Genomic DNA, 22569 nt, shown 5'->3' with positions numbered 1-22569 from the left:
GTCGCCGCATGCGACGAAGGACCGGACTGGCGCTGGCCGCAGCCGCGGTCCTGGCCTGGGGCGAGTGGCTGAACTGGCGCTGGTCTCGCACGCTCGTCGGACGCGGTGCGGGCGCGTCCGAAGCTGTGGTCGTACTGGGCTACCGGAACCCGCGGCCGACGGCGAACGTCGTCAACCGCTGGCGGGTGCGCGCCGGAATCCGGTCCGCGGCCGCTGACACCCGCGTGATCTTCAGCGGTGGTCCCACCGGCGACGGAGCCGCGGAGGCCCGGTTGATGGCCGACTACGCGAAGGCGGTGCTCGAGTTCGACGGCACCGTGCTCCTCGAGGACCGGAGCGCGACGACCTGGGAGAACATCACGAACGTGCTCCCGCTCCTCGAGGACGTCGACCGCATCAAGATCGTCTCCCAGCCGGCGCATGCGCTCAAGGCCCGTGCGTACTTGCGGCGGCAGCGCCCGGATCTCGCCGAGCGGCTCGTGCGGGCGGACGACTACCGCCTCGGCGAGTGGCTGCTCGGCAAACCCCTGCTGGCTCTCTACGGGTTGTGGACGCTCCGCAGGCTCACGGCCGACGAACGGAAGGTCGCGCCCGGGCCGGAAACCCGGCCCGGGCGCCCTGGGTGATCACCGGCAGAACGCGGTGTCCACAGTGGCCACGACGGCCTTCGCCGCCTGGTCCGCGTCGCCGAAGGTGCCCGGCAACGCCGTCACCGCGAGCCCGACCGACCGGCCGTCGTCCGTGGTGCCGCCCCGGGTTTCGTACCCCTCGATGTCACCGCCGTGGCCCCAGTACGCGCCGCCGCAGCTGAGCGGGACGCGGAACAGCCCGAGGCCGTAGCGCCACCCGGGCAGCAGCGGCGCGTCGACCGTCTTGCGCATCTCGGCCAGCTGCGCGGGCGGGAGCAGCCGGCCGTCGAGCAGCGCGCGCGAGACCTGCGCGAGGTCGCTCGGCGTCGAGATCAGCTGGCCGGCCGCGCCGCCCCAGGACGGGTCCATCTCGGTGGCGTCGACGATCGTGGGATCGGTGAAGGTGCGGGTCGCGTAACCCTGCGGGTGGGGTCCGTGGATGGTCTGGTCCCCGGGCTGCGGCCAGTAGGTGTGGCGCAGCCCCGCCTTCTTGATGACGCGTTCGGTGATCTGCTCCTGCACCGGGCGTTCGGTCACGCGCTCGATGAGCAAACCCGCCAGGAGGTAGTTGGTGTTGCTGTACTCCCACTGCGTGCCGGGCGCGAACTTCGCCGGGTGGGCGAGGGCCGCGGCGAGCAGGTCGTGGGGCTGGAAGAACTTGTGCTGGATCTTCCCGAAGTCCTCCAGTCCGATGTACTCGGTGTAGTTCGGCAGCCCGCTGGTGTGCTGCAGCAGCTGCCGGACGGTGATCTTCGTGCCGTCGATACCGTCGCCGTGCACCACGCCGGGCAGGTACCTCTCGATGGGCGCGTCCAGCTCGACCTTGCCCTCGGCCACGAGCTGCAGGACCACGGTCGCGGTGAACGTCTTGGTGTTGCTGCCCGCCCGGACCTCGCCGTCACGCGGCACCGGGACCTGGCTGCCGAGCCGGGCGGAGCCGGAGACCAGCGACGTCGTCCGGCCGTCCTTGGTCACGGAGGCGAGCGCGGCGGGGAACTTCTCCTGGCTCACCAGCGAGTCCAGGCTCTGCTGGACTGCCGAATTCGGGGGCTGGACCGCCGGCTTCGGGGGTGGGCCCGCCGCGGCCGCCGTCGTCAGGGCGGCCCCGAGTGCCCCCGCCACGGTCAGCACCACTACGCCCTTGCGCACCGTCGTCTGCATCAGCTCTCCTTCGCCGAACCGGATTCGATGGCCCAATGCTGGTCGAACCCGGCACGAAGATCAGTAGCGCTGCCTACCGGACCCCGGGTAGTGCAGGCGCTACCTCGACGAGCTGCACGAGCGCCCCGGCGTCGGAAGTGCTGTGCTGGGCCAGTTCGGTGAAGAAGTGCGCGACGTGCCCGGTGGCCAGGTGCACGCGGAACGCTTCGGTGTCGTCGTAGATTTCGTAGAGGTAGAAGACGCCGGGGTTCGCGACGTCCCGGAACGGCCGGAACTCTCGGCAGCCTGGCTCGCCCCGCACCGCGGTGGTGAGCGTCGCGATGGCGGCGGCGAGCTGCTCCTCGTGGCCGGGCACCGCCCGGACGACGGCGACCATCGGCCGTTCGCCGGACGGGAGGTCCGCGCCGACCTCGGGCATGAACTCCCTCACGGGACCAGCACCGGGGTGCCGGGCAGGACCAGCCGGACCTCGATCTCCGGCGCGAGCCGCGCGACCGCGTCGGCGTAGTGGCGGGGATCCTGATCGCCCTTGGTGATCATCCGGTCGCCCAGCTGTCCACTGTGGAACGCGTAGTGGTGCGGCACGGCCAGTGTCGGCTTCAGCGCGGCCGTCAGCCCGGCGGCCTCTTCGGCGTCCATCACGACCTGCTGGAGGTTCAGCGGCCGGATGCACAGGCCGTTGGTCGGCAGGATGGCCAGGTCGACGTGCCCGAAGCGCTCCGGGATGGTGTCGAGCTCGGGGACGCGCAGCGAGTCGCCGCCGAAGAACACCGTGCGGCCGCCCGCCTGGATCACGAAGGTGACCTCGTGGACGCCGTGCTTGCCCGGTGTCGCGGTCACGGTCAGCTCGCCGACCGTGGTGGCTTCCCACGCCTCGACGACGCGGACGTCGCGGAAACCCTTGTCCCGCGCGATGGTCGCGACCGTGCCCGGCCCGATCAGCGGGGTGTCGAGGTCGAAGCCGCCGGCGACGAGCGCGTCGAGGTCGCAGTGGTCGTAGTGCTCGTGGGTGACGACGACCGCGTCGAGCCGGCCGAGGTCTTCGACGCGGGAGAAGACCGGTTCGCCCTGGTAGTAGGTGGCGGTTTGGGTGAACCACGGGTCCGTGAGGACGCGGAGCCCGCCGATGTCGATCAGCTGGCAGGCGTGCCCGATCCGGGTCACGCTCAACGAGGTGCTCATGCGGTTTCTCCTTGCGGTCAGTTGCCGAGGTCGAGCAGGGCGCCGAGCAGCTCTTCGGGCGTCTCGAGCTGGGGGAGGTGGCCGCTGCGGGGGAGCAGGGTGAACTTCGCCATCGGGATCGCGGCGGCGAAGGCGCGGCCGTAGTCCGGGGTGACGATGCCGTCGCTCTCGCCCCAGATCACGTGGACCGGGATGTCGAGGCCGCCGAGCCGCTTGGCCAGCGTCGGGTCGGCCATCGCCGCGCCGGTGTAACCGAGCAGGGCGACGACGTCCGGGCTCGGGCCGGTGGCCCCGGCCGGCGGCACCGGCGCCCGGCTCGGGTCGTGCCACGACAGGGCCCGCAGCTCTTCCGGGGTAAGGCCCCGGACGTCGGTCACCGGGTGGCCGTCGACCTCGACGCCGACGCCGTCGACGATCACCGCGCCGCTGACGCGCGGGCTCTCGAGCAGGGCGATCTCGGCGGCCAGCCAGCCGCCGAAGGAGTTGCCGAGCACGGTGACGTCGGTGAGGTCGAGCTCCTCGAGCATCGTGACGTAGAGCTTGGCCAGCTCGGCGACGGTGGTCAGGCCGTCGGCCTTCGGGGTGCCGCCGAAGCCGGGGTGGGTGGGCAGCAGCACCCGGGAGTGGGTGCGCTCGGCGAGCAGGTCGGCGAAGCCGGCCATCGTCGCGACGCCGCCACCGCCGTGCAGCAGCAGGAACGGCCGGGTGCGGTCGCGGTCCTGGAGCGTCACTTCGGCGGTGCCGAACGTGTGGGTCCCGGTGCGGACGGGCCGGAGCGAACCGGCCGGGGAGAGCGTGGTCATGGTGCCTTCTTCGGTCTCGGTGGGGCTTACCTAAGGAACCTTAGATCAGCTTACTTAGATAAGCAAGCTGTCCCCGATGAGTTAGGGTGAAGGCATGACGTATCCCCCGGCAGAGGTCGCACTGGCCGTGAAGCGCCTGCAATACCGTCACCACCGCGCGCTGAGCCGGGCACTGGCGCCGCTGGGGCTTTCCCTCGTGCAGTGGGACACCTTGCGCCACCTGCACCGCGAGCCGGACGCGTCGCTGCACGACCTCGCCGTGCTGACCTTCCAGACCGACCAGTCCTTCGGCTCCCTGGCCACGCGGATGGCGGACCGCGGCCTGATCGAGCGCGTCCCCGGACCCGGCCGGGCCGTGCGACACCGGCTCACCGAGGAAGGCGAGCGCCTGCGCGCGGAAGGCCAGCACCTCGCGGACGGCGTCGTCGGGTCCTCCTTCGGGGACCTGTCGGCCGCCCAGCTCGACCAGCTGGGCGCGCTGCTGGACCGCGCCCTCGGCCCCGACCCGACCGCATGACCGGCGCCCGAGCAGGAGGACACGTGAAGGTCTTGGTCACCAACGACGACGGCGTCGAGTCGCCGGGGCTGCACGCCCTGGCCCGCGGCGCGCGGGACCACGGCTGGGACGTCGTCGTCGCGGCGCCCGCCGAGGAGGCGAGCGGCACCGGCGCGGGGCTGACCGCCGCCGCGGGGGACACCCGGCGGGTCGCGGTCGAGCGCCGGGAGGTGCCGGGCCTGGCCGGTGTTCCGGTGTACGCCGTCGCCGCGCACCCGGGGCTCATCGCCCTGCTGGCGGCACAGGGCGCGTTCGGCGAGCCGCCGGAGGTCGTGCTGTCCGGGATCAACCTCGGCGCGAACACCGGCCGCGCGGTCCTGCACTCGGGCACGGTCGGCGCGGCGCTGACGGCGTCATTGCACGGCGCCCGCGCGCTGGCCGTGTCGCTCGACGTGGCCCTGGACGACGAAACCGACCCGCACTGGGACACCGCCGTCACGGTCGCGGCGGGCTTGTTCGACCGGCTCGCGGCCCTGCCGCCGGGATCGGTGCTGAACCTCAACGTGCCGGACCGCGCGGAGTCCGGCCCGCCGAGACGAGCCGGCCTGGCGGAGTCCGGCACCGTACAAGTCCACGTCGAGGACACCGGCGACGGCACGATCGCGCTGTCGGCCGAACTGGCCGAGGACTATCTGACGCCGGGCAGCGATGCCGCGCTGCTGGCCGAAGGCCACGCGACGATCACCGCGCTGCGCTCGGTCGCGGAGGATCCCGACCTCGTCTGGTGACGCTCTCAGGCGGCCGCCGCCGAGCGGCGGGCCGCCACCGACCAGATCAAGCCCTTCCGCAGCCCCGGCAGCACCGTGTCGACGTGGTCGGCGATCGCCCGGAACGCCTTCCGGTGCGCGCGCCGCTCCTTGGGTGTGAAGACGGTGTGGACGTCGCCGTTGGCGGCGAACAACGCCAGGCTCGTGTCCTCGATGGCCACCCCGGCTGGGTCGTGCCCACCCAGCACCGCGTTCCGCACGCGCTCGCGCAGCGTCCGGGCCCGGTCGGGATCGGTCACCGTGACGCGGCGGACCGGGAACAGGCCCAGCGCCCGGCGGCGCTCGACCGCGAGGGCGCCGGCCGCTTCGAGCTGGTCGCGGACGGCGGCTTCGGCCTGGTGCCAGTCGCGGTCCAGGACGCTCGCCCAGCGCCGCGGCCGGTCCTGCGGGACACCGTCGAGGACCTGGGCGAGAAAAGGGTCGTCCGGGGTGCGCACGGCCTGCGGTGTGCGGCCGGCCTTGCCGTCGAGGTCCTGGAGGAGCCCGCCGAGGGTCAGCTCGGCCACCGCGGCCGCCCGCAGCAGCGGCCCGCGGGCCAGCACGCTGGCCGGGTCGAGCCGGTTCTTGTCTCCGTCCCAGCACAACAGGTACATCCGCTGGGGCAGGGGCTGTTTCATGACGCTCCTCGCGGGTCGGCGCGGACACCTCGGCCGAACAGGAATACCCCGGCGGCCACGTTTCCGACCGCGTCGAGGCCATTCGTCACCGGAATGCGCGGCCCCGGGGTCGGCGTGTCGGGGCCGGTCTGGTCCGACCGGGTGTATCGCCGTGTCAGACTTCGCGGCGATGTACACCCCAGCCGATCTCGCCGACCTGCTCGAATGCGAACACCGCAGCGTCCTGAACCAGGCGCTGGCCGCGGGCCTGCCGGGCGCGCCACGGCCCGGTCCGACACCCGACGAACAGGGCCGTGGTGCGGCGGAGACCATGCTCGCCGGGTTCCGCGCCGACGGGCGCGCGGTGGCCGAGATCGACGTCCGCGACCTGGCCGCCGCCGCGAAGGCGACCGAAGCGGCGTTGCGGGACGGCGTCCCGGTGATCCACCGGGCCGTCCTGCACGACGGTGACTTCTCGGGCCGCGCGGACTTCCTGGTCCAGGACGGCGAAGGCCGCTACGAGGTCTACGACGCGAAGCCGGCCCGCCAGGCGAAGCCCGCCGCGGTGGTGCAGCTGACGGCGTTCGCCGACGCGCTGACCCGGGCCGGCCTGCCTGCCGGGCCCCACCTGCACCTGCGCCAGGCCGACGGCGGCACCCGCACCCTGCGCGTCGACGACTTCCGCCCCCTGGTCGGCCGCCTGCGGACCCGGCTGCGCGGCCGCGCGCCGAGCCTGCCCGCGCAGCTGTGGGCCGACGACCGCCCGGCCTGCGCGAGCTGCGGGTTCGCCCAGCACTGCACGTCGGCCCGGGAGGCCGACCGCGACCTCTCGCTCGTCGCCGGGATGCGCGGCGACCAGCGCCGCAAGCTCGTCGCCGCCGGGCTCGGCTCGATCGACGCGCTGGCCGCGGCCGGGCCGGCCGACCGGCCGCGCGACCTGTCCGTCACGGCGTTCGCGGCCCTGCGCGCCCAGGCCGCGCTGCAGGTCCGGCAGGACAAGACCGGCGACGTCTCCTACGAGATCGTCGAGCCCGGGGTGCTGGCCGAGCTGCCGGCCCCCGCGCCGGGCGACGTCTTCCTCGACCTCGCGGGCGATCCGCACGCGCTCTCGGGCGAGGGCCTGGAGTACCTTTTCGGCGCGGTCACCACGGAAGCTGGCCAGGCGTTCACGCCGTTCTGGGCGCACAGCCGCGCCCAGGAGAAGCGGGCGTTCGAGGAGTTCGTCGACTTCGCCGAGGCGCGCGTCGCCGCGCACCCCGGCTCGCACGTCTACCACTACGCGCCCTACGAGGTCACCGCGATCAAGCGGCTCGCGGCGGTGCACGGCACCCGCGAGGAAGCCGTCGACCAGCTGCTGCGCGGCGGCGCGGTCGTGGACCTGCATGCCGTGGTGCGCAAGGCGTTGCGCGTCTCCCAGCGGTCGTACTCGATCCGCTACCTCGAAGCGCTCTACATGCCCGGCGCGCGCGAGGGCACTGGGAAGACCGCCGTGTCGGACGTCGAGGCGTACGAGGAGTACCTGGCGCTGGCCGGGGAACCGGAACGCGCCGGGGAGATCCTGCGCGGCATCGCCGACACCACCGAGTACGACTGCGTCTCGACGCTGCGGTTGTTCGAGTTCCTCCACCAGATCCGGGCCGACGCCGGGATCGACCTGCCGGAGCCGGTCGAAGAGTCCGCCGAGGACGCGCTGATCCGGCAGACCGAGGAGGACGTCGCCGCCGAGCGGCGCGCCGAACGGGCCGCGCAGCTGGCCGCGCTGGTCGACCCGCTGCTCGACGGCCTGCCCGACGACCCGGGCGCCTTCACCCCCGACGAACGCGCCCGCGCGCTGCTGGCGGCGTCGGTCGGCTACCACCGCCGCGAGACCAACCCGGCGTGGTGGGAGTACTTCCGCCAGCTGGCCGCGCCGCTCGGCGACCTCGAGGTCGACACCGCCTGCACGGTGCCGGTGGCGCTGGACGCGGGGGAGTGGGTCCCGCCGGCCGGGCGCGTCCGCAACGCGAAGCGGACGCTGCTGCTCACCTGCGACCCGGACCGGCCGCACCCGTTCGCGCCGGGCGACGACGTCCGGCTGCGCTACGGCGCCACCGCCCGCGACGCCAAGGTCGTCGCCGCGACGGCCGTGGAGCTGACCCTCGAAGAGAGCTGCCCGCCCGACGCCACCACCGGCGACCGGCCGACCGCCGTGCTGCCCGGCAGCCCGGTGCGCCCGTCGCCGAAGGACGAGGCCGTCGCCGATCTCGCCCGCCTCGTCGTCGACGCGCTTCCGGTGCTGCCACGCCATCCCGGCGTCGACCTGCTCCGCCGGACGCCGCCGCGGCTGCTCGGCGGCGCCGCGTTGCCGGAGCCGGGCGACGACCTGGTCCGCACGGTGATCGAGGCCGTCGACGAGCTGGACGGTTCGGCGCTCGCCGTGCAGGGGCCGCCGGGCGCGGGCAAGACGTACCTCGCCGGGCGGCTGATCGCCCACCTCGTGCGTGCCGGGCGGACCGTCGCGGTGACGTCCAACAGCCACAAGGCCGTCGAAAACGTGCTGAGCGCGGCGATGAAGAGCGCGCCCGAGCTGCCGTGCGCCAAGCGCGCGAAGCGGACGCCGGACCCGGCCGCGCCGTGGGACCAGCCGAAGAGCAACCCGGCGCTGGTGAACTGGCGCCTGGAGCACGACAACGGGCACCTGGTCGGCGGGACGGCGTGGACGTTCGCCAACGCCGCGATCCGCGAGGAGCCGTTCGACCTGCTGATCATCGACGAGGCCGGCCAGTTCGCCCTCGCCGACGCGCTCGCCGTGTCGATGTGCGCCAGGAACGTCCTGCTGCTGGGCGATCCGCAGCAGCTGCCGCAGGTCGTGCAGGGCACGCACCCGGCGGGCGCGGAGGCGTCGGCGCTGGGGCACCTGATCGGCGAGGCCGACATCATGCCGCCGGCGCTGGGCTACTTCCTCGACGAGACCCGGCGGATGCACCCGGCCGTGTGCGAGCCGGTGTCGAACCTGTCCTACGCCGGGCGCCTCCACGCCCACCCCTCGGCCGCCGAGCGCGCCATCGAGGGCGTCGACGCGGGCCTGTACCTGGCCGAGGTCGACCACCACGGCAACACGACCCGTTCGGTGGAGGAAGCCGCGGCCGTCACGGCGATCGTGGCCGGCCTGCACGGTCGTTTGTGGACGGACCACGGGACACCCCGGCCGCTGGGTGACGCGGACATCGTCGTCGTCGCGCCGTACAACCTGCAGGCGCGCACGGTGACGCGGGCCTTGGAGGAAGCCGGGTTCCCCGGCGTCCGGGTCGGCACGGTCGACCGGTTCCAGGGCCAGGAAGCACCGGTGGTGATCACCACGATGACGTCGTCGTCGGCGGTCGACCTGCCCCGCGGGCTGGACTTCCTGCTGTCGCGCAACCGCCTCAACGTCGCCCTGTCACGGGCCCAGGCGCTGGCGATCCTGGTGTGCTCACCGAGGCTCGTCGAGGCCGACATCCGGACGGTGGACCAGATGCGGCTGGTCGCGGGCATGATCGGCCTGATGACCGGCGCGGGCCCCTGGCCGGTCACGCCACCGCCGTCAAGTCCGTGAATGCCACATCGAGGGACACTTAGTCCCTCGATGTGGCATTCACGGACTTCGGCGGGCTGATCACCGGGTGGCGTTGCGGAGGCCGGCTTCGGCGAAGGCGACCACCTCGTCGACCAGGCCGGACAGCTCGCTCGCCGCGGACTGGGCTTTCGCCTGGCCCTCCCGCGTCACGTAGATCTCGCGCAGGCCCGTGACGACCGTGGCGGCGGCGAGGCGGGGGAGCAGCGCGTCCGCCGGCCGGCCGATGTCCTCGCCGATTCCCGCGGCCACCAGGAGTTCGAGGTCGCGGTAGCCGGCGCGGGCGCGGCCGCGCAGGTCGTCGTCCTCCATCAGCAGTCGGGCTCGCAAAGCTCGGCGGCGCCACACCTGCGCGGGGTCGGCCTCCTGCTCGAGGTCGCTCGCGTCGAGGGCGCGCATGGTCGCGTGCATCCAGTCGCGCAGCGCCTCCAGCGTGCCGGCCGGCCGCTCGCGCAGGTGCCGGCCGAGGGACTCGGGGTCGAACGGGTCGTCGGCGAACAGCAGGTCGTCCTTGGCGGGGAAGTGCAGCGTGACTGTGCGGGTCGCGACGTCGGCGCTCGCGGCGATCTGCGCGATCGTCGTGTCCCGGTAGCCCTGGCTCGCGAAGAGCTCCAAGGCCGCTTCCTGGATGCGGGCGCGGGTCAGGGCCTTCTTGCGCTCACGGCGGCTGTCTCCGGCGATCATGCCCGAACACTACCACTCGGCGTATTAATGCAGTCCGTGCTACTGTTACGTCATGACGCAGCGAACTGAGACGAAAAGCTGGTTGATCACGGGAACGTCGAAGGGCTTCGGCCGAGAATGGGCCGAAGCGGCACTCGAGCGGGGTGATCGGGTCGCGGCCACCGCGCGCGACGTCGAGAGCTTGCGCCCACTCGTCGAGCGTTTCGGCGACGCCGTGCTGCCGCTGCAGCTGGACATCACCGACCGCGCGGCGGCGGTCGCGGCCGTCGAGGCGACGGTGGCGAAGTTCGGGACCCTGGACGTCCTGGTGAACAACGCCGGCTACGGGCACTTCGGCATGGTCGAGGAGCTCACCGAGGCGGAGATCCGCGCGGAGCTCGACACGAACTTCTTCGGCACGCTCTGGCTGACGCAGGCGGCGCTGCCGGTCATGCGCCGGCAGGGGCGCGGCCGGATCATCCAGGTCACCAGCGAGGGCGGCGTCCGCGCGTTCCCCGGCATCGGGGCCTACCACGCGTCGAAGTGGGCGGTGGAAGGGCTTTCGGAGTCCCTGCGGCAGGAGGTCGCGGCGTTCGGGATCGACGTCATCTGCCTGGAGCCCGGCCCGTACCGGACGGACTTCGGTGGCGCCAGCGTCCGGACGAGCGCTCCGAACCCGGACTACGACGCCGTCCGCGAGGCGGGCCGGATCGAGTGGGACCTGGGCGATCCCCGGGCGACCCGCGGGCCGCTGCTGCAACTGGCCGACACCGAGAAGCCGCCGAAGCGGGTGTTCTTCGGCAAGTCCCTCGCCGCGGTCGAAGAGGAGTACCGCGAGCGCCTGGAAACCTGGCGCGAGTGGGAACCCCTCGCCCAAGCGGCATTCGGCTGAACCGCCGGGTTCGTGGTTCGCTGGGGGTATGACGAAGGCGGAGCGGTGGCGGCGGTACTGGGACCGCAAGTCCGCGACCTACGACGCGGAGATGGACGTCTGGGACCGCCGCCTCTTCGGCGACTCGCGGGCGTGGGTGTGCGGGCAGGCGTCGGGTGACGTGCTCGAGGTCGCCGTCGGGACCGGCCTCAACCTGCCGAACTACCCCGCCGGCGTCCGGCTGACCGGCCTCGACCTCAGCGCCGGGATGCTGGACCTCGCCCGGGCCCGCGCGGAGAAGCTCGGCCGCGCGTTCACGCTGAAGCAGGGCAGTGCGCACGAACTGCCGTTCGCCGACGCGTCCTTCGACACCGTCGTCTGCACCTTCGGCCTCTGCGCGATCCCGGACCACGCGGCCGCGGTGGGGGAGATGGCGCGGGTCCTGCGGCCCGCAGGCCGGCTGATCCTGGTCGACCACGTCGCGAGTTCGGTGTGGCCGGTGCGGGGGATGCAGTGGCTGGTCGAGCTGGCCAGCGTGCCCCTGGCCGGCGAGCACTTCCGGCGCCGGCCGCTGAAGGACGTCGAGGCGCTCGGGCTGGTCGTCGAACGGCGGGAGCGGTTCAAGGCGGGACTCGTCGAGCGGCTGGTCGCCCGTCATGGATGAGCGCGTCGCGACGGAGCTGATCGCGCGGGCCCGTGCCGAGACCGAGCGGCTGGCCGCCTCGCTCGCGCGGCAGCGCGACGGCATCGTCGAGGCGTCGGAGTTCACCAGCAACGACGACGAGCACGACCCGGAAGGCGCCACGATCGCGTTCGAACGGGCGCAGGTCCAGGCGATGCTGCGGCAGGCCCATGACGACCTCGCGGACCTCGGCCGGGCCGCCGAGCGGGTGCGCGCCGGCACGTACGAGACCTGCGAACGCTGCGGCGGCCCGATCGCCGAAGAGCGCCTCGCCGCCCTCCCGGCGACGCGGATCTGCATCGCCTGCGCGAACAAGAAGCGCTGAGCTGATCGAGTGTCTTCTTCGACATCATCCGGACAGGAATGACGCCGTTTCTTGTGTCACCGCCAGGATGGTTGTAGACAGTCCCTCGGCTGATTGAAACGTTTTTATGGCGTCAGGAGACGTTCATGCGCCGGTCGGGAACCTCGATGAAGAGACGGGCCGTCGTCGTCGCGCTCGCACTCGCCGCGGCGGTCGTGCCCGCCACGACCGCGAGCGCGGAACCGGCGCACGGCGGCCCGCTGCCACCGACCGCGCTGCGGGCCGACGGCCAGGCGGCGAACGTCCTGGCCGGCAGTCCCCGGCCGACGCTGGCGTGGACGGTCAACGACGCCGGTCGCGCGGAAACCCAGACGGCGTACGAGATCCGCGTCGACGGCCCGCGGTCCCACTGGGACTCCGGCCGGGTGGTTTCGGGCAACTCGGTCGATGTCGCCTATACCGGGCCGGCGTTGGACAGCGACCGCACCTACGAATGGTCGGTGCGCACCTGGAACAGCGAAGGCCGGCAGTCGCCGTGGTCGGCGCCCGCCCGCTTCGACACCGGCCTGCTGCAGCCGGCCGACTGGTCCGCCTGGTGGCTGCAGGTCGACGACGGCGCGCTCGTCCGCGGCGGCTTCGACGTCACCAAGCCCGTCGCCCGCGCCCGGCTGTACTTCGGCGCGCAGGGCGTGGCCGAACCACACCTCAACGGCGCCCGCGTCCAGCCCCAGCAGGTGCTCGACTCCGCCGTCACCGACTACGCCGCCCGCGTGCTCTACCGCGACCTCGACGTCACGAAGCTGCTCAAGCCCGGCCACAACGCGCTCGCGTTCATGGCCGGCAAGGGCCAGTACACCGGCCGGCCCGCGCTCGTCGCGCAGGTCGACGTCACCTACACCGACGGCTCGGCCGCGCGGTTCGGCACCGGCACCGACTGGAAGGCCCACGCCGGCCCGGTGACCGGCGACGACTTCTACTACGGCGAAACCTACGACGCCCGCAACGAGATCGCGGGCTGGGACACCGCCGCGTTCGACGCCGGCGCTTGGCCCGCGGCGCACGCCGTCGCCCCCGCGTCCCACCGCCAAAGCCTGGCGCAGGGCAAGCCGGTGACGGCCTCGGACACGACGACCTGCTGCGGCTGGTCCCCGGCGGCCGCGACCGACGGCATCGACGGCTCGATCGACGCGTCGGAGGGCTACCACTCCGCCATCGAATCCAGTGCCGACAGCACGAAGTGGGTCCAGGCCGACCTCGGCTCGGCCCAGAAGCTCGGTTCGGTGACGCTGTTCCCGGCGCGCCCGACCAACGACACCTCGGGTGACGTCGTCGGCGCCGGCTTCCCGGTGCGCTACCGCGTCCAGGTCAGCGACGACCCCGCGTTCGCCACCGCGACGACCGTCGCCGACCGCACCGACGCCGACCAGGCCAACCCGGGCACCGCGGCCGTCACCCTGCCCGCGAACGTCACCGGCCGGTACGTCCGGGTGACCGCGACGAAACTCGCCTGTGTCGGCACCAGCTGCACCTTCCGGCTGGCCGAGATCGGCGTACACGGCCCGAATCCCGCCGTCGTCAGCAGCGGCGTCACCCAGCTGCAGGCCGACATCACCCCGCCGACCCGGATCGTCGCGAACCACGACCCGGTCAAGGAAACCCGGCCCGCGCCGGGCGTGCGCGTCTACGACTTCGGCCAGAACCGCACCGGCCAGGCGACGCTGCGGGCCGCGCAGCCCGCCGGGACGACGGCGTCGCTGAAGAAGGGCGAGATCCTCGACGCGACCGGCCGCGTCTCGACCGCGAACATCAGCTTCAACGGCTCCGAGCCGGCGCGCCAGACCGACCACTACACGTTCAGCGGCTCCGGCACCGAGACGTACCTGCCGCACTTCAACTACGCGGGTTTCCGCTACGCCGAGCTGACCGGCGTGCCCGACGACGCCGCCGTCACCGTGACCGCGCAGGAGATCCACACCGATGTCGCCGCGACGGGCCGGTTCGACACCTCGGACCCGGGGCTCGACCAGATCCAGGCCGCCGTCACGCAGACCCAGCTGAACAACCTCGAGTCGATCCAGATGGACTGCCCGACCCGCGAACGCCACGGCTGGCTCGGCGACGCCGCCGACTCCGACCAGGAGGCGATGGCCAACTTCGACATGCAGGCGTTCTACACGAAGTGGCTCGGCGACATGGTCACCAGCGCCGGCGCCGACGGCAGCCTGCCGTCGGTCGCGCCGGTCAACGGCCGCACCGACTGGCTCACCGACCCGGCGTGGGGCACCGCGTACCCGCAGATCATCTGGGACTCCTACACCCAGTACGGCAACGCGCAGCTGCTCGCCACGCACTACGACCACGTCAAGGCGTGGGTCGACTACCTCGGCACCATCAGCGACGCCGACCACGTCGTCGTCAACCCGCCGACGTCCTGGGGTGACGACTGGCTCTCGACGGTCAGCACCCCGCACGGCTACTTCCAGACCGGCTTCTCCTACCTCGACGCGCAGCTGCTCGCGAAGATGGCCGCAGCACTGGGAAACCGGGCCGACGCCACCAAGTACAACGCCCTCGCCGGGCAGATCGCCACGGGCTTCCTGAAGCGCTTCTACTCCGCCGACACCGGCGTCTTCGGCACCGGGACGCAGCTGTCCTACGCGCTGCCGCTGGTGTTCGGGCTCGTCCCGGCCGGCCGCGAGCAGTCCACAGTGGACCGCCTGGTCGCCGACGTCGCCGCGCACCAGAACCATGTCACGACCGGCTTCGTCGGCACCACGCTGGTGTTCCAGGCGCTGGGCAAGTACCAGCGCAACGACGTCGCGCTCGCGATCGCGCAGCGCACCGACTACCCGAGCTTCGGCTACATGATGAACCAGGGCCCGGGGACGATCTGGGAGAAGTGGGACAACTCCTCGGCGCCGGACGGCACGTCGTCGAAGGACCACATCGGCCTCGGCGGCGCGATCGGCCAGTGGTTCCAGCAGCAGCTGGCCGGGATCCAGCCCGGCACGCCCGGTTGGCGCGAGTTCACCCTCGCCCCGGCCGTCGCCGGGAACCTCACCCACGTGACGGCGCAGCAGCAGACCGTGCGGGGGACCGTGGTCAGCGCTTGGCAGCGTGACGGCAGCACGCTCACCTACCACGCCACGATTCCGGTCGGCGCGAAGGCGACGATCCGGCTGCCGCTGCTCGGCGGCAAGCAGTCGTCGGTGCGGGAGAACGGCCGGACGATCTTCGCCGACGGCCACGCCGCCCAACCCGACCCCGGCCTGACGGTCGGCCGGGCCGACGACGAGACGCTCACCCTGACCGCCGGTTCGGGCGACTACACGTTCACCGTGACGCCGCCGCGCACGCCGTTCACCCGGCTCGCGCTCACCGCGGGCACGCCCGCCGCGATCACCGCGGGCGGCAGCGGTGACATCCCGGTGGTCGTCGAAGGACGGTCCACTGTGGCCGGTCAGGCCGTACTCGGCGCGCAGGTGCCCGCGAGCTGGACCGTGACGGCCACCCCGGCCGGGATCCCGTTGACCCCGGCCACGTCCGAGACGCCGGGCAGTGTGCGGATCACCGTGCCGGCGGGCGCCAAGAGCGGCCTGTACCCGGTGACGCTGACCGTGAAGCCACCACGCGGCGAGACGGTGAAGACGACCGTGAACGTGCCCGTGTTCGGCAGTTGGGCGAGTGGCACGACGGCTTCGGCGTCGAGTGAGCACGCACCGAACGTCGTCAACGGCGCCACCCGCACCTACCTGGCGTCGAACGCCATCGACCACGACCTCGCGACCTTCTGGAACGACGACACCGACAGCCGGTACCCGGACACGCTCACCGTCACGGCGCCCGCCGCGACCACGCTGACCGGCGTCGGCTTCGCGTCCAACCCCGACGGCGTCCCGACCGACTTCACCGTGCAGACCTGGGACGGCACGCAGTGGGCCGACCAGGTCCACGTCACCGGCAACACTGCCGTCTACCGGTGGATTCCGTTCCCGGCGCCGGTGACCACGACCCAGGTGCGGATCGCCGTCGCGGCCGCACAGAGCAGTTTCTCGAGGATCGCGGAGGTGACGCCGTGATACGGCGTGGAGCAGCCCTGATCGCGGCCGTGCTGATCACCGGCACGACCGTCCCCGCGGCCGCCGAGGCCGCGCCCGCTTCGCCTAACGCAGCTTGTCCCTGGGTGGGGTCCCACGCGCCCGTGGACAAACGGGTGGCGCAGGTGCTCGGGCAGATGACCCTGGACGAGAAGATCACGATGGTGCACGGCACGGCCGCCGGCGGCTACACCGGCCGCGTCGCGGGCGACGACCGGCTGTGCATCCCGTCGCTGAAGATGGAGGACGGCCCGCTGGGGGTGAACCTGGGCAACACCACCCAGCTGCCCGCCGCGTCCGCCGTCGCCGCGTCGTTCGACTCCTCGTTGGCGAAGACCTACGGGTCGGTGATCGGCGCCGAGGACAAGACGAAGGGCGTCGACGTCGACCTCGGCCCGACCATCAACATCGTGCGCGACCCGCGCTGGGGCCGCGCTTTCGAGTCCTACAGCGAAGATCCGTACCTGACCGGGCAGATGGGCGCGGCCGACATCGACGGCGTCCAGTCCCAGGGCGTGATGGCGCAGGTGAAGCACTGGGCCGTCTACAACCAGGAGGAGAACCGCAACACCACGGCCGACAACGCGGTGATCGACGACCGGACCGTGCACGAGATCTACGCCAGCGCGTTCGGGAACGTCGTGGCCAAGGCCAAGCCGTCGTCGGCGATGTGCTCGTACTCCTCGATCAACGGCACCTACGCCTGTGAGAACCCCTACCTCAATGACATCCTGAAGCAGGACTTCGGCTTCGACGGCTTCATCACGTCCGACTGGGGCGCCACGCACAGCGCGGCGCCGTCGGCGAACGCCGGGATGGACATGGAGATGCCCGGCCAGGACTTCTTCGGCAGCACGCTGAAGACGGCCGTCCAAAGTGGACAGGTGCCGCAGTCCCGGCTGGACGACATGGTCACCCGCATCCTGCGCGAGGAGTTCCGCTTCGGGCTGTTCGACCACCCGTCGCCCGACACGCTCGACGCGGCCGCGTCGACCGCCGCGCACCTCGCGGTGGCCAAGAAGGCCGCCGAAGACGGCACGGTCCTGCTCAAGAACGACGGCTTGCTGCCCCTGGACGGGCGCAAACTGCACTCGGTCGCGGTGATCGGCGACGGCGCGGGCAAGAACACGCTCAGCTCCGGCGGCGGCAGCGCGCACATCGCCGGCACCGGCACGGTCACGCCGTTCGACGGGATCAAGGCGCGCGCCGGCTCGGGCATCGACGTCGAGTACGCGCAGGGCAACCTCGGCACCGGCAGCGCGCTGCCCCCGATCGAGAGCAGTGCGCTCAAGCCGCCGTCGGGCACCGGCAGCGGGCTTCAGGGGGACTACTACGCGAACACCGACTCGTCCGGGACGCCGGTCGTGACCCGCACCGACCCGCAGGTGGCGTTCACCTTCAGCGGGGCGCCCGCGCCGGGTGTGCCCGCGACGAACTTCTCGGCCAAGTGGACCGGCACCCTCACCGCGCCCGCGACCGGCACGTACACCCTCGGCCTGACCAGCGACGACGGCAGCCGCCTGCTCGTCGGCGGGCAGCAGGTGATCGACAACTGGGGTGACCACGGCGCGCAGACCAAGACCGCGCAGGTCCCGCTCACCGCGGGCCAGCCGGTGCAGGTCGAGGTCGACTACTACCAGGGCGGCGGCGACGCCTCGGTCAGCCTCGGCTGGCTGCCGCCGGGGGAGGACCTCGTCGGTCAGGCGGCCGCGCTCGCCGCGAAGTCCGACGTCGCGGTCGTCTACGCCAACGACTACGAGTCCGAAGGCGGCGACCTCGACGACATCGACCTGCCCGCCGACCAGAACAAGCTGATCGACGCCGTCGCGGCGGCCAACCCGGACACCGTCGTCGTGCTCAACACCGGCTCCGCCGTGACGATGCCGTGGCTGGCGAAGGTCAAGGGCGTCTTCGAGGCGTGGTACCCGGGCCAGGAGGCCGGCCACGCGATCGCGTCGCTGCTCTTCGGCGACGTCGCGCCGTCCGGCAAGCTGCCGGTGACGTTCCCGACGTCGCTCGGCCAGGTGCCCGCGTCGACGCCGGAGCAGTGGCCGGGTGTCGACGGCAAGGTCCAGTACTCCGAGGGCCTCGACGTCGGCTACCGCTGGTACGACCGGAAGAACCTGACTCCGTTGTACCCCTTCGGTTTCGGGCTCTCGTACACGAACTTCCGGTTCTCGAACCTGAAGGTCGACGGCGACACGCTGCGCGAGAACGGCCGGCTCTCGGTCAGCGCCGACGTCACCAACACGGGCGCGCGGCGCGGTGCCGAGGTCGCCCAGCTGTACCTGAGCGATCCGGCGTCCACCGGGGAGCCGGTCAACCAGCTCAAGGGCTTCCAGAAGGTGGACCTCCAGCCGCGCCAGACGCAACGGGTGCGGTTCGAGCTGACCGCGCAGGACGCGTCGTACTGGAGCACCGACGCACACGCCTGGGAACTCGGTGTCGGCCGGTACACCGTCCGCGTCGGCGACTCGTCCCGGAACCTCCCGCTGTCGGGTGGCTTCCGCGTCGACCACACCACCGGGCCGCGGTTCACGAAGGTGGCCGCGCCCGCGATCGCGGCGCCCGGCAAGTCCCTCGCGGTGACGACCACCTTCACCAACGGCGCCACCGAAGCCGTGCACGACGCCGTGACGACTCTGGCCGTCCCGGCGGGCTGGAAGGCGACGCCGCGCACCCCGGCGGTCGTCCGGACGGTCCGGCCGGGGGAGTCGGTGCCGACGACGTGGGCGGTGACGGCCGGCGCTTCGGCGGCGCCCGGCCCGGTCTCGTTGTCCGCCACCACCCGGTACTCCGGTGGCGTCGTCCGGGGAACGGCGTCCACGCAGGTCGCGTACCCGAACCTGGCGGCGGCGTACACGGACGTCGGCGTCACCGACGACGCGGATCCGGCGCCGGGCAACCTCGACGGCGCGGGCTTCAGCTTCTCCGCCCAGGCCCTGGACTCGGTGGGCGTCCACCCCGGCGGCTCGGTCACGAGCGGCGCGGCGACGTTCACCTGGCCGGACGTCCCGGCGGGTCAGCGGGACACAGTCACGACGGCGGGCCAGAGCGTCAGCCTCACCGGCTCGGGGACGGCGCTGAACCTGCTGACCACCGGCACGAACGGCACCCAGAGCGGCCCCGTCACCGTGACCTACACCGACGGCACGACGTCCACCTCGACGCTGACCGTCGCGGACTGGTACGCCAACCAGGCCGTGGCCGGCTGCGCGCTCGTGGCGACGACGCCGTACTGGAACCGCCCCGCGGGCAGCACCTACCCGCACGACCAGAAGGTGAGTCTCTACGCGGCTTCCGTGCCGCTGACGGCGTCGAAGCAGGTCGCGTACGTGACGCTGCCGTCGAACAAGCAGCTGCACGTCTTCGCGACGGCGTTCACCGCGTGAAGCCGTAACGCAGGAACCGCATGGCGTCGCGGACCGGCGGCACGTGGGCGAACGCCCGCGTGACCGTCCGGGCCGCGACGCCGGTCTGGTGCCCGCCGATCAGGTCGACAGCCGACCGCTCGTCGAGCAGCCGCAGCGGTGGGTGCTCGGTGGCGAAGGCTTCCGGCGCGGGCATCGCCCAGCGGAAGCCGGTGTCCGCGCGTCGCATCGACGGCTGCAGGCCCGCGATCGTCTTGACCCACGGCGCGACGCCGTCGAAGACCAGGCGGCCGCGGGGGAAGTGCCGCAGCGCCCGGTCGACCAGCTGGTCCACGTCGTCCGGGGCGAGGTACATCAGCAGCCCTTCGGCCAGCACCAGCGCGGGCCGGTCGGCCGGGATCTCGTCCCACCACGCGGCTTCGGTGACCGACGAGCCGACCGTGCGCACGCCGTCGATCGGTCCGTAGAGGCGTTCCCGGAGTTCGATGACATCGGGGTAGTCGACGTCGATCCATTGCACGGTCGCCGGGCGGTCGATGCGCAGCGGGCGGCTGTCCAGGCCGCACGCCAGGTGCAGCACCAGGCCGTCGGGGTGGCCGGCGAGGAAGTCGCGGGTCCACGCGTCGAACTGGCGGGCCCGGGTGGCGATCAGCGGCGCGTTGCCCTTGAGGTTGCCGAGCCGGCCGAAGTCGTAGTCGATCCGGTCGACGACGTCCTGCGCGAACGGGTCACCGAGGATTGGCGTCTCGCGGCGGTTGTCGAGGGCGCGCAGGTACAGCGCCATCAGCAGGGTTTCCTTCTCCTGGCTCAAGCGGACCTGTTCGGTCATCGGGGTCTCCGTTCTCCGGCGGCCGCAGGAGCGAGCCGACCCAGTGGTAGACGGATTGCGCGGCGCGCAGCCGGGACGCGCGTTCGGCGTCGCGGCCGACGAGGTCGAGGCCCTGGTGGAGGACGTCCTCGAAGGCGCTCATGCCTTCGATGCGCCGGCGGACGGCGGTTTCCCAGCCCTGGTCGTCGAGCCGGTAGTAGGCGGTCCGGTCACCGGCGCGGGTGTAGCGGCGGACGAGCCCGGTGGCGGTCAGGGAGCGGATGTTCGCCGTCATCGACGCGCGGCTCGCCTTGATCCCGGCGGCGATGTCGGCCGCGGACTGTTCGGCGGGCTCGCAGATCATCAGCCAGCCGAGGATGCGCCCGGTGATCGGCGGCAGCCCTTCCTGGCGCGCGAAGAAGGCCGAGACCTGCTCGATCCAGGCTTCCTCGTTCACCCGCGTCTCCCTCCAGTCATTACAGTCCTGACTGTAATGCGCATCGAATGTGACCCGGCTCACTCGCGGGCGAAGTTTCTGTGATCCAGGATGGTCGGGCCCGGTCTCCTGGTCGTACGGGAATTCGTCGGCGGAGTGAGGGTGTGGACGTGATCGGTCAGAAGCGGCTCGAGCAGGTGGACGTGTCGCAGGTGGTCGCCGCGCGAGCCGGGGACAGCACGGCGCTCGACGCGCTGGTCGCGGCGTACCTGCCGCTGGTCTACAGCATCGCCGGCCGCGCGCTCTCGTCGGACGCCGACGTCGACGACGTCGTGCAGGAGACGATGCTGCGTGTCCTGCGGGGCATCGAGACCCTGCGCGAGCCCGCCAGGTTCCGGTCATGGCTGGTCGCGGTGACGATCAACCAGATCCGCGAGCACCACCGCCGCCGAAGCGCGGCCCCGGACCCACTGGCCGAGTACGACGAGCGCCCAGATCCCGGCGCCGAGTTCGCCGAGACGGCGTTGGCCCGGCTGCACATAGCGGAGCAGCGCCGAGAGGTCGACGAGGCGGCCCGCTGGCTGGACCCCGCGGACCGCGAACTGCTGGCCCTGTGGACCCTCGAGCGCGCCGGGCACCTGACCCGCACGGAGGTGGCGGAGGCCCTGCGCCTGGACGCCCACCTGGTGACGGTCCGGGTGAGCAGGCTGAAGACCCGCTTGGAGACGATCCGCCCGTTGGTGCGCGCCCTGACGGCCGAGCCGCGGTGCGCCCGCCTGGACCAGGCATCATCGGGCTGGTCGGGCCGCCCGGGACCGCTGTGGCGCAAGCGGTTCCTGCGCCACGTGGAGGAGTGCGCGCGTTGCCGCCGCGAGACGGACGATGCGGTCCCGGTGGACCGGATTCTCACGGGCGCGGCCCTGCTGGTGCTCCCGGCCGGGTACTTGCCACAACTACTGGCGAACCTGTGGGACGTGGTGTCGGGACCGGCGGTAGACGGCCCAATCGCCGCCGGAGGTGCCGCTGGAGGTAGTGCGGCCGGCGGCGGTGCCGGTAGTGGCGCCGCCGCCGGAAGCGGCGTGGCCGCGGGTGCCGGCGCCGGGAGTGCTGCGAGTGCCGCAGCCGGGGTCGGCGCGACGGCGGGTGCCGGTGCTGCCACGGCGGGCAGTGCCGTGGCGGCGGGTGCGCTCGCCCGATTCCTTGCCACGAAACCCTTCCTCGCGGCCGCCGGTGCGGCCATCGTCTGTGCTCTCGGCGTGGCCGGGGCCGTGGTTCTCTCCCCGCACGGCCAGCCGGTCCAGCCGCCGGCCGCGTTGTCCGGGGGCACATCCGAGCCCGCTCCGGCGCCCGTGACCGAACCCGGCACGACCGCCGCCTCGAGCTCCGTGCCGGTGGCGAGCACCTCGGCGCCGGCGTCCACGCAAGCGAGTTCGACGCCGACGGCCGCCGCGCCTCCGCCGCCGAGTTCGGCGAAGCCTCGTGTCCTGACGCCCGAGGAACGGGTCCTCGCGCTGATCAACGACCAGCGCGCCGCCGCGGGGCTGCCCGCGCTGCGGATGGATCCCGCACTGGTCACCGGCGCCGCGGCGCACAACCGGGTGATGGCCGGCGGGTGCGGACTGTCGCACCAGTGCCCCGGCGAGGCCCCGCTCGGCGACCGCGAGCACGCGGCGGGCGCACAGTGGAGCTCGGCCGGCGAGAACATCGGCACCGGCGGCCCCGTCGCCGACGCGACCGACCCGATCGCCCGGATGGCCCTCGGCCTGACCCAGAGCATGATCGACGAGAAGCCCCCGAACGACGGCCACCGCCGCAACATCCTGAGCACCTCCTTCACCCGCATCGGCATCGTCGTCACCCGCGACTCCCACGGCTCGGTCTGGCTGACCCAGGACTTCGCCGGCGGCTGACGCGGGCGCCGTCGGACAGGCGACGTCCGGTGAACCTGGCGAACTCGGCCAGCCGAGACCCGACGACACGGCGATCCGGCGACTCGGACCCAGTGACGCGGAGACCCAGCGACGCGGAGACCCGGCGACCCGAACCCGACC

Annotated in this window: 18 protein-coding genes; 10 read left to right on the top strand and 8 right to left on the bottom strand. The window is 72.6% G+C overall.

All coding sequences use genetic code 11. From position 1 onward, the window contains the following. Positions 1-8: 8 nt before the first annotated feature. Positions 9-626 (top strand): YdcF family protein, encoded by a 618-nt coding sequence (locus OG570_RS39045; RefSeq protein WP_326953829.1) that lies wholly within the window; start codon positions 9-11, stop codon positions 624-626. Here OG570_RS39045 and OG570_RS39040 read toward each other — a convergent pair whose 3' ends face one another. The 4 genes from OG570_RS39040 to OG570_RS39025 form a co-directional block, all read right to left on the bottom strand. Next, a complete protein-coding gene (locus OG570_RS39040; protein ID WP_326953828.1) occupies positions 627-1790 on the bottom strand; it encodes a serine hydrolase domain-containing protein in 1164 nt (387 codons plus the stop codon). Between the two features lie 73 nt (positions 1791-1863). Further along, a complete protein-coding gene (locus OG570_RS39035) occupies positions 1864-2208 on the bottom strand; it encodes a putative quinol monooxygenase (RefSeq protein ID WP_326953827.1) in 345 nt (114 codons plus the stop codon). An 8-nt stretch (positions 2209-2216) separates the two neighbouring features. Further along, positions 2217-2972 (bottom strand): MBL fold metallo-hydrolase, encoded by a 756-nt coding sequence (locus OG570_RS39030; protein WP_326953826.1) that lies wholly within the window; start codon positions 2970-2972, stop codon positions 2217-2219. A gap of 17 nt (positions 2973-2989) precedes the next feature. Further along, the gene (locus OG570_RS39025) at positions 2990-3775 is read right to left on the bottom strand and encodes an alpha/beta fold hydrolase (protein WP_326953825.1); all 786 of its coding nucleotides are present in this window, start codon (positions 3773-3775) and stop codon (positions 2990-2992) included. A gap of 94 nt (positions 3776-3869) precedes the next feature. Between OG570_RS39025 and OG570_RS39020 the strand changes: the two genes are divergently transcribed. Continuing rightward, positions 3870-4292: a MarR family winged helix-turn-helix transcriptional regulator gene (locus OG570_RS39020; RefSeq protein ID WP_326953824.1), complete on the top strand. Its 423-nt coding sequence runs from the start codon at positions 3870-3872 to the stop codon at positions 4290-4292. A gap of 23 nt (positions 4293-4315) precedes the next feature. Further along, entirely contained in the window at positions 4316-5059 is a 744-nt protein-coding gene (surE, locus tag OG570_RS39015; protein ID WP_326953823.1) for a 5'/3'-nucleotidase SurE, read from the top strand. Between the two features lie 5 nt (positions 5060-5064). Here surE and OG570_RS39010 read toward each other — a convergent pair whose 3' ends face one another. Beyond that, positions 5065-5715: a GOLPH3/VPS74 family protein gene (locus OG570_RS39010; protein ID WP_326953822.1), complete on the bottom strand. Its 651-nt coding sequence runs from the start codon at positions 5713-5715 to the stop codon at positions 5065-5067. A gap of 169 nt (positions 5716-5884) precedes the next feature. Between OG570_RS39010 and OG570_RS39005 the strand changes: the two genes are divergently transcribed. Beyond that, positions 5885-9268, top strand: coding sequence for a TM0106 family RecB-like putative nuclease (locus tag OG570_RS39005; protein WP_326953821.1), 3384 nt, complete (start codon positions 5885-5887; stop codon positions 9266-9268). A gap of 60 nt (positions 9269-9328) precedes the next feature. On the opposite strand, the gene OG570_RS39000 is transcribed toward OG570_RS39005, so the two are convergent. Further along, positions 9329-9970 carry a TetR/AcrR family transcriptional regulator gene (locus tag OG570_RS39000; RefSeq protein WP_326953820.1) on the bottom strand — a complete coding sequence of 214 codons (642 nt, stop codon included), beginning with the start codon at positions 9968-9970 and terminating at the stop codon, positions 9329-9331. Positions 9971-10022: 52 nt separating this feature from the next. On the opposite strand from OG570_RS39000, the gene OG570_RS38995 reads away from it, so the two are divergent. From OG570_RS38995 to OG570_RS38975, 5 genes are all read left to right on the top strand, one after another. After that, positions 10023-10841: an SDR family NAD(P)-dependent oxidoreductase gene (locus tag OG570_RS38995; protein WP_326953819.1), complete on the top strand. Its 819-nt coding sequence runs from the start codon at positions 10023-10025 to the stop codon at positions 10839-10841. Positions 10842-10869: 28 nt separating this feature from the next. Continuing rightward, positions 10870-11484, top strand: coding sequence for a class I SAM-dependent methyltransferase (locus OG570_RS38990; RefSeq protein ID WP_326953818.1), 615 nt, complete (start codon positions 10870-10872; stop codon positions 11482-11484). Continuing rightward, on the top strand, positions 11477-11827 hold the full coding sequence (locus tag OG570_RS38985) for a TraR/DksA C4-type zinc finger protein (RefSeq protein WP_247051193.1): 351 nt from the start codon (positions 11477-11479) through the stop codon (positions 11825-11827). Before OG570_RS38990 ends, OG570_RS38985 begins: the two co-directional genes overlap by 8 nt. A 146-nt stretch (positions 11828-11973) precedes the next feature. Then, complete coding sequence (locus OG570_RS38980; RefSeq protein WP_326953817.1) at positions 11974-15885, top strand: family 78 glycoside hydrolase catalytic domain; 3912 nt, start codon at positions 11974-11976, stop codon at positions 15883-15885. Next, on the top strand, positions 15882-19295 hold the full coding sequence (locus OG570_RS38975) for a glycoside hydrolase family 3 C-terminal domain-containing protein (RefSeq protein ID WP_326953816.1): 3414 nt from the start codon (positions 15882-15884) through the stop codon (positions 19293-19295). Before OG570_RS38980 ends, OG570_RS38975 begins: the two co-directional genes overlap by 4 nt. On the opposite strand, the gene OG570_RS38970 is transcribed toward OG570_RS38975, so the two are convergent. Next, a complete protein-coding gene (locus OG570_RS38970; protein WP_326953815.1) occupies positions 19285-20103 on the bottom strand; it encodes a class I SAM-dependent methyltransferase in 819 nt (272 codons plus the stop codon). The genes OG570_RS38975 and OG570_RS38970 overlap by 11 nt on opposite strands. Next, the gene (locus OG570_RS38965) at positions 20003-20602 is read right to left on the bottom strand and encodes a GbsR/MarR family transcriptional regulator (RefSeq protein WP_326953814.1); all 600 of its coding nucleotides are present in this window, start codon (positions 20600-20602) and stop codon (positions 20003-20005) included. The genes OG570_RS38970 and OG570_RS38965 overlap by 101 nt, the downstream gene beginning before the upstream one ends. A gap of 86 nt (positions 20603-20688) precedes the next feature. Between OG570_RS38965 and OG570_RS38960 the strand changes: the two genes are divergently transcribed. After that, the gene (locus tag OG570_RS38960; protein ID WP_326953813.1) at positions 20689-22428 is read left to right on the top strand and encodes a sigma-70 family RNA polymerase sigma factor; all 1740 of its coding nucleotides are present in this window, start codon (positions 20689-20691) and stop codon (positions 22426-22428) included. The last annotated feature ends 141 nt before the right edge of the window (positions 22429-22569 follow it).

The sequence above is a fragment of the Amycolatopsis sp. NBC_01286 genome (assembly GCF_035982555.1).
In the GTDB taxonomy this organism is placed as follows: domain Bacteria; phylum Actinomycetota; class Actinomycetes; order Mycobacteriales; family Pseudonocardiaceae; genus Amycolatopsis.
The sequence above is the reverse complement of the archived record's forward strand: the minus strand, read 5'-3'. Positions and strand labels throughout refer to the sequence as shown.

Bases quoted from the DNA above. Each gene is read 5' to 3' on its own strand.
- OG570_RS39030 (WP_326953826.1), bottom strand. From the start codon at position 2,972: ATGAGCACCTCGTTGAGCGTGACCCGGATCGGGCACGCCTGCCAGCTG.
- OG570_RS38990 (WP_326953818.1), top strand. From the start codon at position 10,870: ATGACGAAGGCGGAGCGGTGGCGGCGGTACTGGGACCGCAAGTCCGCG.
- OG570_RS39035 (WP_326953827.1), bottom strand. From the start codon at position 2,208: ATGCCCGAGGTCGGCGCGGACCTCCCGTCCGGCGAACGGCCGATGGTC.
- OG570_RS39045 (WP_326953829.1), top strand. From the start codon at position 9: ATGCGACGAAGGACCGGACTGGCGCTGGCCGCAGCCGCGGTCCTGGCC.
- OG570_RS38995 (WP_326953819.1), top strand. From the start codon at position 10,023: ATGACGCAGCGAACTGAGACGAAAAGCTGGTTGATCACGGGAACGTCG.
- OG570_RS39020 (WP_326953824.1), top strand. From the start codon at position 3,870: ATGACGTATCCCCCGGCAGAGGTCGCACTGGCCGTGAAGCGCCTGCAA.
- OG570_RS38980 (WP_326953817.1), top strand. From the start codon at position 11,974: ATGAAGAGACGGGCCGTCGTCGTCGCGCTCGCACTCGCCGCGGCGGTC.
- OG570_RS38985 (WP_247051193.1), top strand. From the start codon at position 11,477: ATGGATGAGCGCGTCGCGACGGAGCTGATCGCGCGGGCCCGTGCCGAG.
- OG570_RS38970 (WP_326953815.1), bottom strand. From the start codon at position 20,103: ATGACCGAACAGGTCCGCTTGAGCCAGGAGAAGGAAACCCTGCTGATG.
- OG570_RS39010 (WP_326953822.1), bottom strand. From the start codon at position 5,715: ATGAAACAGCCCCTGCCCCAGCGGATGTACCTGTTGTGCTGGGACGGA.
- OG570_RS39025 (WP_326953825.1), bottom strand. From the start codon at position 3,775: ATGACCACGCTCTCCCCGGCCGGTTCGCTCCGGCCCGTCCGCACCGGG.
- OG570_RS39000 (WP_326953820.1), bottom strand. From the start codon at position 9,970: ATGATCGCCGGAGACAGCCGCCGTGAGCGCAAGAAGGCCCTGACCCGC.
- OG570_RS39005 (WP_326953821.1), top strand. From the start codon at position 5,885: ATGTACACCCCAGCCGATCTCGCCGACCTGCTCGAATGCGAACACCGC.
- OG570_RS39040 (WP_326953828.1), bottom strand. From the start codon at position 1,790: ATGCAGACGACGGTGCGCAAGGGCGTAGTGGTGCTGACCGTGGCGGGG.